Here is a 13,935-nt window from a genome sequence, read left to right on the forward strand (position 1 = left end):
GGCCCGTGCGAGGGGTCGCGCACGGGCCCCCGCCGCACCCGGTGCCGGGCGACGTGCTGACCGACGCCGCCCGCCGGCGGGTGCTGGCCGCCCTGCTGGTCAGCCAGCGGCACTCCTGGGACCAGGGCCTGACGGCGGCGGTCCTCGACGGCGCCGGCGAGGCGGCGGCGCTGCGCGCCCTGGTCGACGACGCGGCGGCACGGCAGCTGCCCGACGGCCGGCTGGCCGAGCTCGACCCGGCCTGCAGCGTCAACGGCGGCGTCGTCGGGGAGTACGTGGAGCTGGTGGCGCAGCGCCTGGGGGACCGGGCGCTGGCCGCCGCGGCCGCCCGTCAGCGCGACTGGCTGCTGCGCCGGGCGCCGCGCGCCGCCGACGGCACGCTGTTCCACCTGGTCGGCACCCGCGAGGTCTGGGCGGACACGGTGTTCATGGTGGTGCCGGCACTGGCCGCGGCCGGGTACGCCGACGTCGCCCGGGCCCAGCTGGACGGGCACCGGGCCCGGCTGCGCCGGCCCGACGGGCTGTGGCGGGCGCGGTGGGACGAGGACGCCGGGCGGCCCTCCGACGGCCGCGCCTGGGGCACCGGCAACGGCTGGGTGGCCGCCGCGCTCGCCCGGACGGTCCGCCGGCTGCCGGGGGCGGAGCCGGCCGCCGAGGCCCGCGCCCACCTCGACGCCTGCCTCGCCACCCGCCGCCCCGACGGCGGCTTCGGGGACGTCCTCGACGACGACGCCTCGCCGCCGGACACCGCGGTGGCCGCGGTGCTCGCCTGGGCGGCGCTCACCGGAGCCCGCGAGGGGTGGCTGCCGCGGGGGTACGCCGACGTCGGCCGCTCGCTGCTCGCGCACGTCGGCGCGGGTCTCGACGGCCTCGGGCGGGTCACCGGCGCCGCGGCCGCACCCCGGTTCGACCGCCCCGGGCACTCGCCCGAGGCGCAGGCCTGGCTGCTGCTGGCCGACGCTCAAGCCAGGGCGCTCACCTCGGCGGCGACCTCGGCCGCGCAGCCCCAGGAGAGGGTGACGCCGGCGCCGCCGTGCCCGTAGCAGGCGACGACGGGCCGCTCGCCGACGTCGAGCAGCTCCAGCCGCACGGTCGGCCGCCCCGGCCGCAGCCCCACCGCCCGCGAGAGCACCGGCTGCCCGCGCAGCGCCGGGACCAGCGCGCACGCCCGCTCCAGGATCGCCGCCTCCACCGCCGGGTCGGGGTCGCGGCCGGTGGCGCCCTCCACCGCCGTCCCGCCCACGACGACGTCGCGGCCGCGGGGGACGACGTAGGTCAGCCCGGCCGGGCCGTCCTCGTCGAGCAGCCACTCGGGAACGCCGGGGTCGGCGAGGCGCACGACCTGGCCCTGCACGGGCACGCCGGAGTCGTCGCCGAGCAGCGGCCCCGAGGCCAGCCCGGCGGCCACCACGACGACGTCGCCGGGCACGTCGTCCAGCGACCCGACCCGGCCGGGCACGGTGGTGACCCCGGCCGCGCCGCACGCGGCGGCCAGCCAGGGCAGGTAGCTGCCGGTGTCGACCACCGGCAGCGTGCAGCGGGTGCCGGCGGGCACACCCGGCGGGAGCTCCTCCGGCGTCGCCGGCCGCACCCCCGGGATGCCCGGCGTCCACCACGGGTCGGGGTCGGGCGTGCGGTGCACGTAGGTGCCCGGGCGCATCCGCACGCCGGTCGCCGGGTCGTCGGCCAGCCCGGTGAGGACCCCGAGCGAGGCGGCCGCCCAGCGCAGGACGGCATCGGCCGGCGACGCCCGGTAGGGGAACCAGATGGCGGCGGCCACCGCGGAGGTGGTCGCCGCCCACGGGTCGGCGGTGTGCAGCCGGACCCGGTGGCCGGCCCGCGCGAGCTCGAGCGCGCACGTCAGGCCGACCACCCCGCCGCCGACGACGGCCACCGCGAGGGGGCCGCCGCCGGCAGCGGGCCGGTGCCCGCTCAGGTCGCGGGGCTCGGGTCGGTCCGCTCCTCGGCCGGGGCGGCCTGCACGTCGCGGATCCGGTACTTCTCCACGGCCTCGCGGACCGTCGAGCGCTCGACCAGCCCCCGGTCGGCCAGGGAGGCGAGCACCCGGACGACGATCGACTCGGCGTCGACGTGGAAGTGCCGGCGCAGCGCGGGGCGGGTGTCGGACAGGCCGAACCCGTCGGTGCCGAGCGTCGCCATGCCGCCCGGGACGAACGGGGCGATCAGGTCGGGCACCGCCCGCATCCAGTCCGACACCGCCACGACCGGGCCCTCGGCGTCCTGCAGCCGCTGGGTCACGTAGGGCACCTGCGGGTCGTCCTCGGGGTGCAGGAAGTTGTGCTCGGTGGCCTCGTCGGCCTGCCGCCGCAGCTCGTTCCACGACGTCACCGACCAGACGTCGGCCGACACCCCCCAGTCCTCGCGCAGCAGCTCCTGTGCCCGCAGCGCCCACGGCACCGCGACGCCGGAGGCCAGCACCTGCGCCCTGTGGCCCTCACCGGAGCCGGGGGCGTAGAGGTACATGCCGGCGAGCAGGCCCTGCACGTCCAGGCCCTCGGGCTCGGCCGGCTGCTGGAACGGCTCGTTGTAGACCGTCAGGTAGTACATGACGTCGGGGCTGCGGTGCCCGCCCAGCGGCGCACCCGGGTCCTCGCCGTACATGCGGGCCAGCGCGTCCTTGACGATGTGGCCGACCTCGTAGGAGAAGGCCGGGTCGTAGGACACGACGGCGGGGTTGGTCTGCGCCAGCAGCAGCGAGTGGCCGTCCTCGTGCTGCAGGCCCTCGCCGTTGAGCGTCGTCCGGCCGGCGGTGGCGCCGAGGACGAACCCGCGGGTCATCTGGTCGGCGGCGGCCCAGAACGAGTCGCCGGTCCGCTGGAACCCGAACATCGAGTAGAAGATGTAGATCGGGATCATCGGCTCGCCGTGCGTGGCGTACGAGGTCCCGACGGCGGTGAACGACGCCGTCGAGCCGGCCTCGTTGATGCCCTCGTGCAGGATCTGGCCCTGCTCGGACTCCTTGTAGGCCAGCATCAGCTCGCGGTCGACCGAGGTGTAGCGCTGACCGGCCGGGTTGTAGATCTTCTGCGACGGGAAGAGGCTGTCCATCCCGAAGGTGCGGGCCTCGTCCGGGATGATCGGCACGAAGCGCGGGCCGAGCTCCTTGTCCTTGAGCAGCTCCTTGAGCAGGCGGACGAACGCCATCGTCGTCGCCACCTCCTGCTTGCCGGAGCCGCGGCGCAGGACGTCGAGGGCCTTGTCGTCGGGCGCCTTGAGCGTCTTGAACTCCGAGCGGCGCCGCGGCACCGCCCCGCCCAGGGCCCGCCGCCGCTCGAGCATGTACTGCATCTCGTCGGAGTCGGGCGCCGGCTTGTAGTAGGGCGGCAGCGTCTTGTCGAGCTGCTCGTCGGGGATGGGCAGGTAGAGCCGGTCGCGGAAGGCGGCGAGGTCCTCGGCGGTCAGCTTCTTCATCTGGTGGGTGGAGTTGCGGCCCTCGAAGTGGCTGCCCAGCGTCCAGCCCTTGATGGTCTTGGCGAGGATGACCGTGGGCTGGCCCTTGTGCTCCACGGCCGCCTTGAACGCCGCGTAGACCTTGCGGTAGTCGTGCCCGCCGCGGGAGAGGTCCCAGACCTCCTTGTCGCTCATGTGCTCGACGAGCTTGCGCGTGCGCGGGTCGCGGCCGAAGAAGTGCTCGCGGACGAACGCGCCGTGCTCGGCCTTGTAGGTCTGGTAGTCGCCGTCGGGCGTCTGGTTCATGAGGTTGACCAGGGCGCCGTCGCGGTCGGCGGCCAGCAGCGGGTCCCACTCGCGGCCCCAGATCACCTTGACCACGTTCCAGCCGGCGCCGCGGAAGAAGGACTCCAGCTCCTGGATGACCTTGCCGTTGCCGCGCACCGGGCCGTCGAGGCGCTGCAGGTTGCAGTTGACGACGAAGGTGAGGTTGTCGAGCTCCTCGCGGGCGGCCAGGCCGATCAGGCCCAGCGACTCCGGCTCGTCCATCTCGCCGTCGCCGAGGAACGCCCACACGTGCTGGTCGGAGGTGTCCTTGATGCCGCGGGCGTGCAGGTAGCGGTTGAACCGCGCCTGGTAGATCGCGTTCATCGGGCCGAGGCCCATGGAGACGGTGGGGAACTCCCAGAAGTCCGGCATCAGCCGCGGGTGCGGGTAGCTCGACAGCCCGCCGCCGGGGTGGCTGACCTCCTGGCGGAAGCCGTCGAGCTGCTGCTCGGTGAGCCGGCCCTCGAGGAAGGCGCGGGCGTAGATGCCGGGGGAGGCGTGGCCCTGGAACCAGATCTGGTCGCCGCCGCCGGGGTGGTCCTTGCCGCGGAAGAAGTGGTTGAAGCCGACCTCGTAGAGACTGGCGGAGGAGGCGTAGGAGGAGATGTGCCCGCCGACGCCGATGCCCGGCCGCTGCGCGCGGTGGACCATGATCGCGGCGTTCCACCGGATGTAGGCGCGGATGCGCCGCTCGGTGTCCTCGTCACCGGGGAAGTAGGGCTCCCGCTCGGGCGGGATCGTGTTGATGTAGTCGGTGCTGCGGAGGGACGGGACGCCCACCTGCTGCTCACGGCTGCGCTGCAACAACTTGAGCATGAGGTAGCGGGCTCGCCCGCGGCCTGCGTGCTCGACGACGCTGTCGAGCGACTCCACCCACTCCTGGGTCTCGTCGGGGTCGGTGTCGACCAGCTGGCTCGGGAGCCCGTCGGTGATGACCGCGCGGGGCTGTCCGGCGTCGCGGGTGGGGTCTCCACCCTGCTGCGGTGCGCTCATGCCCCCATCGTCGCGCGCCGGGATGGTCCGCGTCACGCAGGAGCTCCCGGCCAGCGGTGCGCGGGGTGCTCCGGGCGCGTCGTCGTCGACGGCTTGCGCGTGACCAGGCATGCCCTACGCTCCTGCCCACGCGGACCGACGCCGTCGGCAGCCGCGCGTTCCGGGCACGAGAGGGGTGACATGACCAGGCAGCGGGTGTCCTCCCCGCCGGTCGTGTCCGCCGTCGGCCCCCGTCCACCCCACGCGCCCGTCAGCCGGCGCCTCGTGCCCGCCGGTGCGACACCGGCGGTTCGTGATCTCTCGGAGGAACAGCAGGGATGAGCGTCGACTCGGGCAGCGCCGGCATGGCGGCCCGGCTGGGCATCAAGCCGGGCATGGTCGTGCAGGAGCTCGGCTGGGACGAGGACGCCGACGAGGACCTGCGCGACTCCATCGTCGAGGTCTCCGGCAGCGAGATGGTCGACGAGGACACCGACGAGGTCGCCGACGTCGTCGTCCTGTGGTGGCGGGAGGACGACGGCGACCTGTTCGACGCCCTCACCGACGCGCTCACCTCGCTCGCCGACGAGGGCGTCGTGTGGCTGCTGGTGCCCAAGTCCGGGCGGCCGGGCCACGTCGAGCCGGGCGACGTCACCGAGGTGGCGCCCACCGCCGGGCTCGCGCAGACCAGCAGCATCTCGGCCGCCAAGGACTGGTCGGGGATCCGGCTGGTCACCCCGAAGGCCGCCCGCAGCAGACGGTGACGCCGTCCCGCCGCGGGGGCGCTCGCGCCCGTGCGGCACGATCGGGCTCATGAGCCTCTCCGTCGGTGACGTCGCGCCCGAGTTCAGCCTCCCCGACCAGGACCGCCAGGTCGTCTCGCTCGCCGAGCTGCGCGGGACGCCGGTCCTCGTCGTCTTCTACCCGTTCGCCTTCTCCGGCATCTGCACCGGCGAGCTGTGCCAGCTCCGCGACGAGCTGACCACCTACACCGACGCCGGCGTCACGGTGGTGGCGATCAGCACCGACCCGGTGTTCAGCCTCAAGGCGTTCAAGGCGAAGGAGGGCCTCGACTTCCCGCTGCTGTCGGACTTCTGGCCGCACGGCGCCACCGCGCAGGCCTACGGCGTGTTCAACGAGAAGGCCGGCATGGCCCTGCGCGGCACCTTCCTCGTCGACGCCGAGGGCACGATCGCCTTCGCCGAGGTCAACGCGCCCGGTGACGCGCGCGAGCAGTCCGGCTGGAAGGACGCCGTCGAGAAGATCGCGGCCTGAGGCCGGGTCCCGGACCCACCGCCCGGGGGCACCTACCCTGGGCGGGCGGGGCGCGTAGCTCAGCGGGAGAGCTCTCGCCTTACAAGCGAGCGGTCGCCGGTTCGATCCCGGCCGCGCCCACCCCCCGGTCCCGCGGCGTGCGCGTCACGCTGCCCGGTTCACGCGTTCCCGGCGGACCGCCCGGGGTCCTGGTCCGTCGCCGCGGGTGCGGCTGCCTGCTGCATCGAAGCGCGCAGGACCAGGAGCGCGAGGTTCTCCTCGGAGAAGAAGTCGCTGGGCGGAACCGTTCCGACGGCCGTCCCGAAGAGCCGTCCCACCGCCACCGGGTCGCCGCGCAGACCCTCCGCCAGCAGTTGCATCCCGGGCGGCAGGGGTTCGAGTTCGGCCCAGCGGACGGCTGCGGCGTGCGTGTGGCCGGTCGACTCGTTGCGCCGGCGCTCGTAGGCGGCGAGGGCCTCGTCGAGCGGCTCGGCACCGGAGAAGCCGGCGTGCAGGGCGTTGGTGACCAGTTCGGCGTCGCGGAACGCGTCGGTCATCCCGAGACCCGTGACCGGGTCCTGGTGGTGGCCGGCGTCGCCCACCAGCGCCCAGCCGGGCCCGTGGGGACGCCGGTAGAAGTTCGGCAGGGCGTTCGTGCCGCGGAAACGCTCGGTCCGGGTGCCGGTGCGCAGGCGCGTGGCCAGGTCCGGGACGAGGTGCAGGACGTCTCCGAAGCTGCCCTCGACGTCGCGCCGGACCCGGCTGAACTCCGCGGCCCGCCAGTAGACGACCACGAAGACCTGGCCGTCGCTGGTCGGTGCGGCCATGACCAGGTGGCCGGGTCGGAGGTGGATCTCCAGGCCGTCCACCTCCACGTCGCGCCAGTAGCTGTAGTAGGCGCAGGTCAGCGAGGGGTGCACGTGATAGGCCGGCGCACCCGCGGCCCGGGCGACCGTCGACCTCATGCCGTCCGCGCCGATCACGACGGAGGCCCTCTCGGTCACTGCGCGGCCGGCCTCTCCCCGGCCACGGATGCCCGTCACCCGGTCGTCGTCGGTGAGGAGTTCCCGGACGTCGAACGACTCCCGGACCTCGGCGCCCGCCGCCGCGGCGGCGTCCACGAGCGCGGCGTCGAGCACGGTCCGCCGCATCGCGTAGGCGTCCGACGCGCCCTCGGCGGCGGGCAGCGTTCCCCGGAGCACGACGGTGCCGGTGTCGAGGACCAGCGAGCGGATCGGTGGGCAGGGGGAGCCAGCGAGCACCGGATGGAGGCCCCAGCCCACGAGCGACGCGACCCCCGACTGGTGGAGGAAGTGGCAGGAGAGGGTGTCGCTCGGGAAGCGCGCGCGGTCCACGAGCAGCACCCGCCACCCCCTGCGAGCCAGCAGCATGGCCGTGGGTGCACCCGCACAACGGGCCCCGACGACGACGGCGTCGTACCGCGCGCTCATCGCGGACCCTCCGCTACGCCTCGTCCGGCCCCGTGGCCGAGCCGCCTGACGTGTGCGCCGTCGCCTCCCCGAAGAAGATCGGCAGATCGGGGAGGAAGCGGAGGAAGGCGTCCCCGAACGCGTTCAGGCGCATCCCTCCCTCGTCCCTGGACACCATCGACTCATAGTGGTGGCTCATGTCGACGAAGGGGTACTCGCGCACGCGGACGTCGACGAAGCCCGCGGCGCGCATCGCCGTCTCGGTCTCGCTCAAGGTGGGGCTCCGGACACAGGCCCAGAGTCGGTCGAAGTCCTGCATCGACCGGCGCTGCCGTTCCGTCAGGGGGCCTTCACGGCAGAAGACGTCCTTGACGTAGACGGTGCCACCGGGCCGCAGGACCCGCGCCGACTCGCAGTACAGGGCGCCACGGTCCGGCGAGTAGCCGGTCACCTCCAGGTAGAGCGCCACGTCGAACGCCCCGTCGCGGAACGGGAGGCGCTGGAAGTCGCCGACGTGGACCCGCACCCGGTCGGCGAGGCCGGCCTGCGCGACGAGCCCCCGCGCCATCGTCGCCTGGACCTCGGAGACGGTGACTCCGTCGATGACGACGCCCGGGAGCGCCCCGGCGATGGCCATCGCCGGGCCGCCGACACCGCACCCGGCGTCCAGGACCCGGTCGCCCGGAGCGATGCCGGCGAGCTCGGCCAGGTACCGGACCGACGAGTCGGGCCGGATCGGGGCGTCGGCCGACGCCTTGACGAGGCCGCCCTGGAGGATGGGGCCGGCGGCCTCCACCATGACCGGGGTCCAGCGGTCGTAGAACCGGCGGACCTCGATGTGCGGGGCGGACGACCTGCCCGTCACAGGAAGGGGAAGCCCTCTTCGCGCAACTGCCCCAGGGCTTCGGCGAAGGACAACTGCGCCATCTCGTCGAGACGGGCCGAGAGCTCGGTCCGCTGCTCGTCCGTCAGACCCAGCGTCGGGTCGTCGAGCGCCGGGCGCCGCGTGTCCTCGTGCAGGAGGGCGAGCGCGAAGTCCCTGTTCTGCACAGCTCTCAGCACGACCGTCGCGGGGATCCCGGCCAGGCGCCGCCCTCCCTCCTCCGTCATCCCGTCCGGCGCGAATCCGCTCGGTGTCGTCATCGCCCACCCCTCTCAGGACCCCTGCGTCCGCTCGTCCTCCCGGTCCGGCAACCGACCGCTCATCCGCTCCAGGAAGGTGGCGAGCAGGCGCTCATCGAGCGCCGAGGGCAGCTGCTCGAGCAGCGCCCGTCGAACGGCGAGCCATTCCTCGGCCGATGCGAGGGCCAGCGCCCCCGCAGCACGCTCGGAACGTCCGTGGTAGGACAGTGCCTCGTCGATCCGCTCGTGGACCCGTCCCGACGACTGCCCGGCCGGGGCCCACACCGTCTCCGGTCGCAGGGGGTCCGTCGCCGGACCGCCCACGGCGTCGAGGGTCCACGAGCGATGCCCTCGCCGGCGGTCCGGGTAGAGGTCCGTCAGGTCGTTGAACAGCTGCGACGCCGCGGTCGCGGTGAACACGAACTCCTCGAGGAGAGGCAGGAACTGCCACCGGTCCGCTCGGGCGAGCAGCGCGGCGGCAGGGAGGACGAGCGGCCGGGACTGCGCCAGGAGCTGCTCGAAGGCCCGTCGCGGAACCGGCGCCTGTTCCCTCCGGAGCTCATGGGTGTGCAGGAGCGACTCCGAGTACCCCTGGAGCACGCTGCAGCAGAACTCCCAGAACCGGGCGGAGTCACCCACCACCTCCACCAGCCGTCGGGTGCACAGCGCCAGGAGTGCTTCACCCAGGGCGACGAGGGTGGGGTCGTCCCGTGACGCGCTGTCGAGCCAGTCATCCTGCGCCCGGACGTACAGGTAACCCAGGGCGCTGATCTCCAGGACGTCCGTCAGGATCTTCTCGGGGATCTCGATCCCCTCGTCACCCAGGCGGTCGACCACCCAGACCGGGAGGTCGAGGACGGGATGCCCCAAGGGGTGGGAGTACGGGGCGGGATCGAGGCGGAGCAGGCCGCGCTCGTCGAGCAGTCCGTCGAACGCCCCGCGGATCCGCGGCCGCATCTCGTCCCGCGCCTCGATCAACCGCTGGTCCACACGGGACTTGATCGTCCGGCTGTCGAGCACGGTCGCCTCACCGCTCGTCAGGAAACGGGGCGGTCGACCGTACGCCTGCCCCGGTGAACAGCGCTAGTCTTGCCCGGATCGCACCCACGGAGAGCGACTACCGTCGTAACGGAGAGTCATGACGGTTCCGAGCGACGTCCTGACGAGCTTCGTGCCGGAGGTACTGGCACGTCGCATCCTCGACCGCTCGGAACCTCCTGGCACGTGGACGAGCGAGGCGGCCGAGCTGGTGGTGCTCGGGCTCGACATCTCCGAGTCCACCGCGATCATCGAGGACCTCGTGCGGTGGACCCCGGACGGACCCGAGACCATCGCACGGGCGCTGGACGGTGTCTTCTCGCTGCTGGCGGACGTGGTCACGGCGCATCGCGGCTCGATCGCCACGCTGGCGGGCGACGAGGTCGTCGCGGTGTGGCCGACCGCCGAGACGGGCGGCGCGGTCGCCTCTGTGGCCTGGGCCGCGCGCGCCGCCACGGCCGTCCGGGACCAGGTGGGCGGCCTCGCACCGGTGGGGGGCTACCCCATCCGCCTGCGCGCGGGGCTCGGAGTGGGGCGGGCCTGGCTGCTGGACGTCGGGGACGAACTCGGGCACCGGCTCTTCGTCCCCGTGGGGCCCGCGTTGGAGGAGATGGCCCAGGCGCAGAAGGCCGTGGCAGCGGGCGAGATCGGCATGAGCGCCGAGGTGCGCCGTCTGATCCGGGAAGGCGGGGGTCGGGATGCCGCGGGAGAGGGGGAACCGCTCCTCCGTGCCCCGATCGCCGGGTCGGCGCCCCGTTCGCTGGCGACTCCTCCGCACGCGCGGGTGCCGGTGCCTCCGGCCCTGGCCATCCCTTACGTGCCCGACTGGGTCGCCGAGGTCGTCAGCTCCGGCCACGAGGACTTCGCGGAACTCGCCCCGATCACCGTCATGTTCGTCTCGCTCCGGCCACGGCCGTGGGACGAGGACGGGGTCCGGGCGGTGGCCGAGGCCTCGAAACAGGTGCTGGACGTCCTCGACCGCTACGCCGGCACGGTCGTCAACGCGGCCCAGGACGTAGAGGGCCTCACGCTGGTCGCAGGCTTCGGCCTCCCTCCGCTGGTGCGGGAACGGGAGGCAGCGCGGGCGAACCAGGCGGCCCTAGAGATCAGCCGGGCCATGCGCCAGGTCGTCGAGCACGGAATCGGCGTCGCCACGGGCCACGCCTTCTGCGGGGTGCGCGGGAGTCCGGCCTACCGGCAGTACATGATGGTCGGCCCCGTCGTCAACCTCGCGGCGCGACTGATGCAGCGGGCCCAGAACGAGGTCCTCAGCGATCACGTGAGTCAGCACCTGAGCCGTGATCGGCTTCGGTTCTCCGCCCGGGGCCGCATGGGGGTGAAGGGCTTCGCCGATCCGGTGGAGGTGTACCGGCCCGAATGGCACGAACCGGAGCCGGGGCTCCCGACGATCCGCCGACTGGCCGGCGAACAACCGGCCGTGCTCACCCGAGGGCGCGATCACGAGCGCGAGGAACTGATGGGGCGGTTGGTCGCGCTCGGCCTCGGGACCTCGACCGCCGTGGTCGTGGAGGGTGAGCCAGGGGTGGGCAAGACCCACCTGGCCGTGGACCTCCTGCAGGCCAGCGACAGCTATGAGCACGTCACCGTCCTGGTCGGGAGCGGCGACGACGTGGATCCGCGTCCGTACCACGTCTGGAAGCGCGCGTTCAGCAAGGCGCTGGGGCTTTCGTCCGAGCGGGACCCGCACCGGCGAGCGCTCCTGGTCACGGAGCGGCTCGCGAAGTGGCCCGAGCTCGTGGAGTGGACGCCGCTGCTCAACGAGGTCCTCGACCTCGCGCTCGACGACTCGGCGCTCCGGGGCATGACCGGCCGGGCGCGGCGGGAGAACACCGTCCGCGTCCTGGTCCAGCTGCTGAGCGAGGTGGCCGCCACGACCCCGCTCCTCATCGTGCTGGACGACTGCCACTGGATGGACTCGGCGTCCTGGGAGCTGGTCAGGGCGGTGCACCGCAGTGTCGCCCCCAGCATGCTCGCGCTGTTCACGCGGCCGGTGCAGGAACCCTCGCCACAGGACGTCGAGCCGGCCGATCCCGCGCCGCCCCCCGGACCGGACGAGGGGCTCGTCCGCACGGCGGCGGAGGTCCTCACCCACCTGCGCGAGCACGGCGCCCTGGTGCTGCGCCTGCGTCCGCTCCCGGCGGACGTCACCGAGCAGATCGCCCGTGACTTCCTGCAGGTGAAGACGTTGGACGAACCGGTTCGATCGCTGTTTCGAGGCAAGGTCGACGGCAGCCCGCTGTTCACCGTCGAGCTGGCGTACCAGCTGCGGACGGACGAGCTGATCTCGGTCGTCGGGCGCGGCGACCTGGCGCGGGCCCGCTTGGCGGTGCCCTCCGTCGACCTGGACCGGCTCCGGCTGCCGGTCCGTGTCGAGGAGGTCTTCCGCGCCCGGTTGAGCGCGCTGTCCGCCCGCCAACGCATGGTGATCGGGGCGGCGAGCGTCATCGGGACCAGCTTCGACGCCGAGCGGATCCTGGCCGCGGATCCCCGGCTCGATGCGGCGTCCCTCGCCGAGGACCTCCGTGACCTCGGGCGCAAGAAGGTGATCGCGGCTCGGCCCGAGGGCTGGCGGTTCGTCCACGGCCTGATCCGCGACGTCGCACAGCAGTCCCTGCTGCCCTCCGAGCTCAGGCAGAGGCACCGTGCGCTGGCGGAGTGGTACGAGGCCCAGGGGCGGCGCTCCGAGACGTACGCCGTACTCGCCCACCACTGGGCCGAGGCGGGCGAACCGGCGCGCGAGATCGAGTACCTCGAGGCCGCGGCGACCGACGCGCTCGCCAAGGGTGCGGCCGAGGAGGCCGCGTCCCTCCTCGAGACCGCCCTCGCGGTCGACGGGCGGCTGGACGTGCCCCTGCCCGCGGTCCCGGACGCCAGGAGGGCCTTCTGGGAGGACGCGCTGGCCGAGGCCCTCGCCACCCAGAACCGGCTCGAGGATGCCGTCACCCACTCCCGGAGGGCGCTCGCACTCGTGGGGCACCGGGTGCCGACGAGCCGGCTCGGCTGGGCCACACGGCTCGGACGGGAGGTCGTCGGGCAGATCGTGCACCTGGTCCTCCCGCGCCGGTGGAGGCCACGGGGGGACGTCGCACTGCTGGGCCAGGCCGCCTGGATCCTGTCGAGGCTAGGCGAGATCCTCTACTTCAGGGCCCAGGCTGTGCCGTCGGCCGCCAGCCAGCTGGCGGCCATCAACCTGGCGGAGCGAGCCGGCAACGAGGGTCTCGCCGGCCGGGCCTACGGCGAGCTGGCCTATCTCGTGGGCACGATGCGCCTGCACCGGCTCGCGGTGCGGTACTTCGACCGGGCCCGGTGGAAGTTCGCGCGCGAGTCCACGGGCCGTCCGGGTCCGCTGACCGTCGAGGTCCTGCCGGACGCGGTGTGGGAGCACGACCTCACGGCGACCGTCTCGGAAGCCGTCTACCTGCGGACCATGAACCGCAGCGTGGACGTGACCCCGATGCTGGACGACGTCCTGCGCCAGTACCGGAGCTCCGGCCAGAACTGGGCCGTGGAGATCTGTCTGGTCGTCCGGGGGTTCTTCCTCGAGGTGACCGGGGAGCTGCGCTCGGCCCGGGCGGACTTCGAGGAGCTGATCACCTCGGCCCGGCGGCGGGGCAACACCGAGCACGTCCTCTGGGGCATGGCCCTGCTGCTGCCGTTGCTGCTCAGCCTGGACCGCACGGCCGAGGCGCTGGCCGTGGACGACGAGGCGATGGAGGTGTCCAGCGACGAGTACAAGCTGTTCGCCCCGGTCCTCCAGGGTGGCCACGTCCGGGCGCTCCTCGCCCGGGGGGGACCGGCCGCTGCGCTCACCCGTGCCCGGCGGGTCATGGATGCGTTCGGGATGGTCCCCTACACCCACCTCGCCGGCCTGACCGCGCTGCTGCAGGCCTGCCTCGAGATGCTCGACCAGGAGCGGGGGACTCCCCGCGAGAAGGACGTCCGCAACGTGACGCGGCGGGCCCTCCGCGCGCTGAGGACGTACAAGCGGATCTACCCGTTCGCGCGAACCCGGTACGAGCTGTTCCTCGGTCGGTACCGAGCCGCCCAGGGCAGGGACGACGCCGCCCGGCGCTGTTGGCGTCGTGGGCTGCGGACCGCGGAGGACGACCGGCTCCTCCTCGACGGAGCCCGGCTCCGGCTGTGCCTGGCCGGGCAGCTCCCGGAGGGGTCCGCTGCCCGTGCTGAGCACCTGCGACAGGCACGCCGAACGGTCGACGGTCTCGGACTCCGTCGTCTCGGTGAGTTCGCGGCCCTGGCCGAGTGACCCCGGACCCGACGCCCACGAGCGAGCGGTCGCGCGTCCGATCCCTGCCGCGACCACTCCGTACCCGTCACCGCGACCCGCCGTCCGGCACGTCCC

Annotated in this window: 10 protein-coding genes and 1 tRNA gene; 5 read left to right on the plus strand and 6 right to left on the minus strand. The window is 73.7% G+C overall.

Annotated features, from left to right (window positions below):
• Positions 1-5: 5 nt before the first annotated feature.
• Positions 6-1,043: a glycoside hydrolase family 88 protein gene (locus ACI798_RS03295; RefSeq protein ID WP_457047225.1), complete on the plus strand. Its 1,038-nt coding sequence runs from the start codon at positions 6-8 to the stop codon at positions 1,041-1,043.
• Here the strand turns inward: ACI798_RS03295 and ACI798_RS03300 are convergent.
• Together ACI798_RS03300 and aceE are read right to left on the minus strand one after the other, a co-directional pair.
• Complete coding sequence (locus tag ACI798_RS03300; RefSeq protein WP_457047226.1) at positions 962-1,894, minus strand: FAD-dependent oxidoreductase; 933 nt, start codon at positions 1,892-1,894, stop codon at positions 962-964. The two genes, ACI798_RS03295 and ACI798_RS03300, sit on opposite strands and share 82 nt — an antisense overlap.
• Positions 1,895-1,932: 38 nt before the next feature.
• On the minus strand, positions 1,933-4,731 hold the full coding sequence (gene aceE / locus ACI798_RS03305; protein WP_456941868.1) for a pyruvate dehydrogenase (acetyl-transferring), homodimeric type: 2,799 nt from the start codon (positions 4,729-4,731) through the stop codon (positions 1,933-1,935).
• Positions 4,732-5,048: 317 nt separating this feature from the next.
• On the opposite strand from aceE, the gene ACI798_RS03310 reads away from it, so the two are divergent.
• The 3 genes from ACI798_RS03310 (at position 5,049) to ACI798_RS03320 (ending at position 6,105) form a co-directional block, all read left to right on the plus strand.
• Complete coding sequence (locus tag ACI798_RS03310) at positions 5,049-5,474, plus strand: DUF3052 domain-containing protein (RefSeq protein WP_387984824.1); 426 nt, start codon at positions 5,049-5,051, stop codon at positions 5,472-5,474.
• A gap of 49 nt (positions 5,475-5,523) precedes the next feature.
• A complete protein-coding gene (locus tag ACI798_RS03315; protein WP_457047227.1) occupies positions 5,524-5,985 on the plus strand; it encodes a peroxiredoxin in 462 nt (153 codons plus the stop codon).
• A 48-nt stretch (positions 5,986-6,033) separates the two neighbouring features.
• Positions 6,034-6,105: transfer RNA gene (locus ACI798_RS03320), tRNA-Val, on the plus strand.
• Between the two features lie 38 nt (positions 6,106-6,143).
• Here the strand turns inward: ACI798_RS03320 and ACI798_RS03325 are convergent.
• From ACI798_RS03325 to ACI798_RS03340, 4 genes are read right to left on the minus strand one after another with little or no spacing between them, the layout of a single operon-like run.
• The gene (locus ACI798_RS03325; protein WP_456941870.1) at positions 6,144-7,415 is read right to left on the minus strand and encodes an NAD(P)/FAD-dependent oxidoreductase; all 1,272 of its coding nucleotides are present in this window, start codon (positions 7,413-7,415) and stop codon (positions 6,144-6,146) included.
• A 13-nt stretch (positions 7,416-7,428) separates the two neighbouring features.
• Positions 7,429-8,259, minus strand: coding sequence for an SAM-dependent methyltransferase (locus ACI798_RS03330; protein ID WP_456941871.1), 831 nt, complete (start codon positions 8,257-8,259; stop codon positions 7,429-7,431).
• Positions 8,256-8,537 (minus strand): hypothetical protein, encoded by a 282-nt coding sequence (locus ACI798_RS03335; RefSeq protein ID WP_456941872.1) that lies wholly within the window; start codon positions 8,535-8,537, stop codon positions 8,256-8,258. The genes ACI798_RS03330 and ACI798_RS03335 overlap by 4 nt, the downstream gene beginning before the upstream one ends.
• A 12-nt stretch (positions 8,538-8,549) precedes the next feature.
• Complete coding sequence (locus tag ACI798_RS03340; protein ID WP_457047228.1) at positions 8,550-9,536, minus strand: hypothetical protein; 987 nt, start codon at positions 9,534-9,536, stop codon at positions 8,550-8,552.
• A gap of 118 nt (positions 9,537-9,654) precedes the next feature.
• Here ACI798_RS03340 and ACI798_RS03345 point away from each other — a divergent pair, with 118 nt between their 5' ends.
• Positions 9,655-13,839 carry an AAA family ATPase gene (locus ACI798_RS03345; RefSeq protein ID WP_457047229.1) on the plus strand — a complete coding sequence of 1,395 codons (4,185 nt, stop codon included), beginning with the start codon at positions 9,655-9,657 and terminating at the stop codon, positions 13,837-13,839.
• Positions 13,840-13,935: the final 96 nt, after the last annotated feature.

The organism is Geodermatophilus sp. SYSU D01045 (genome assembly GCF_054050295.1).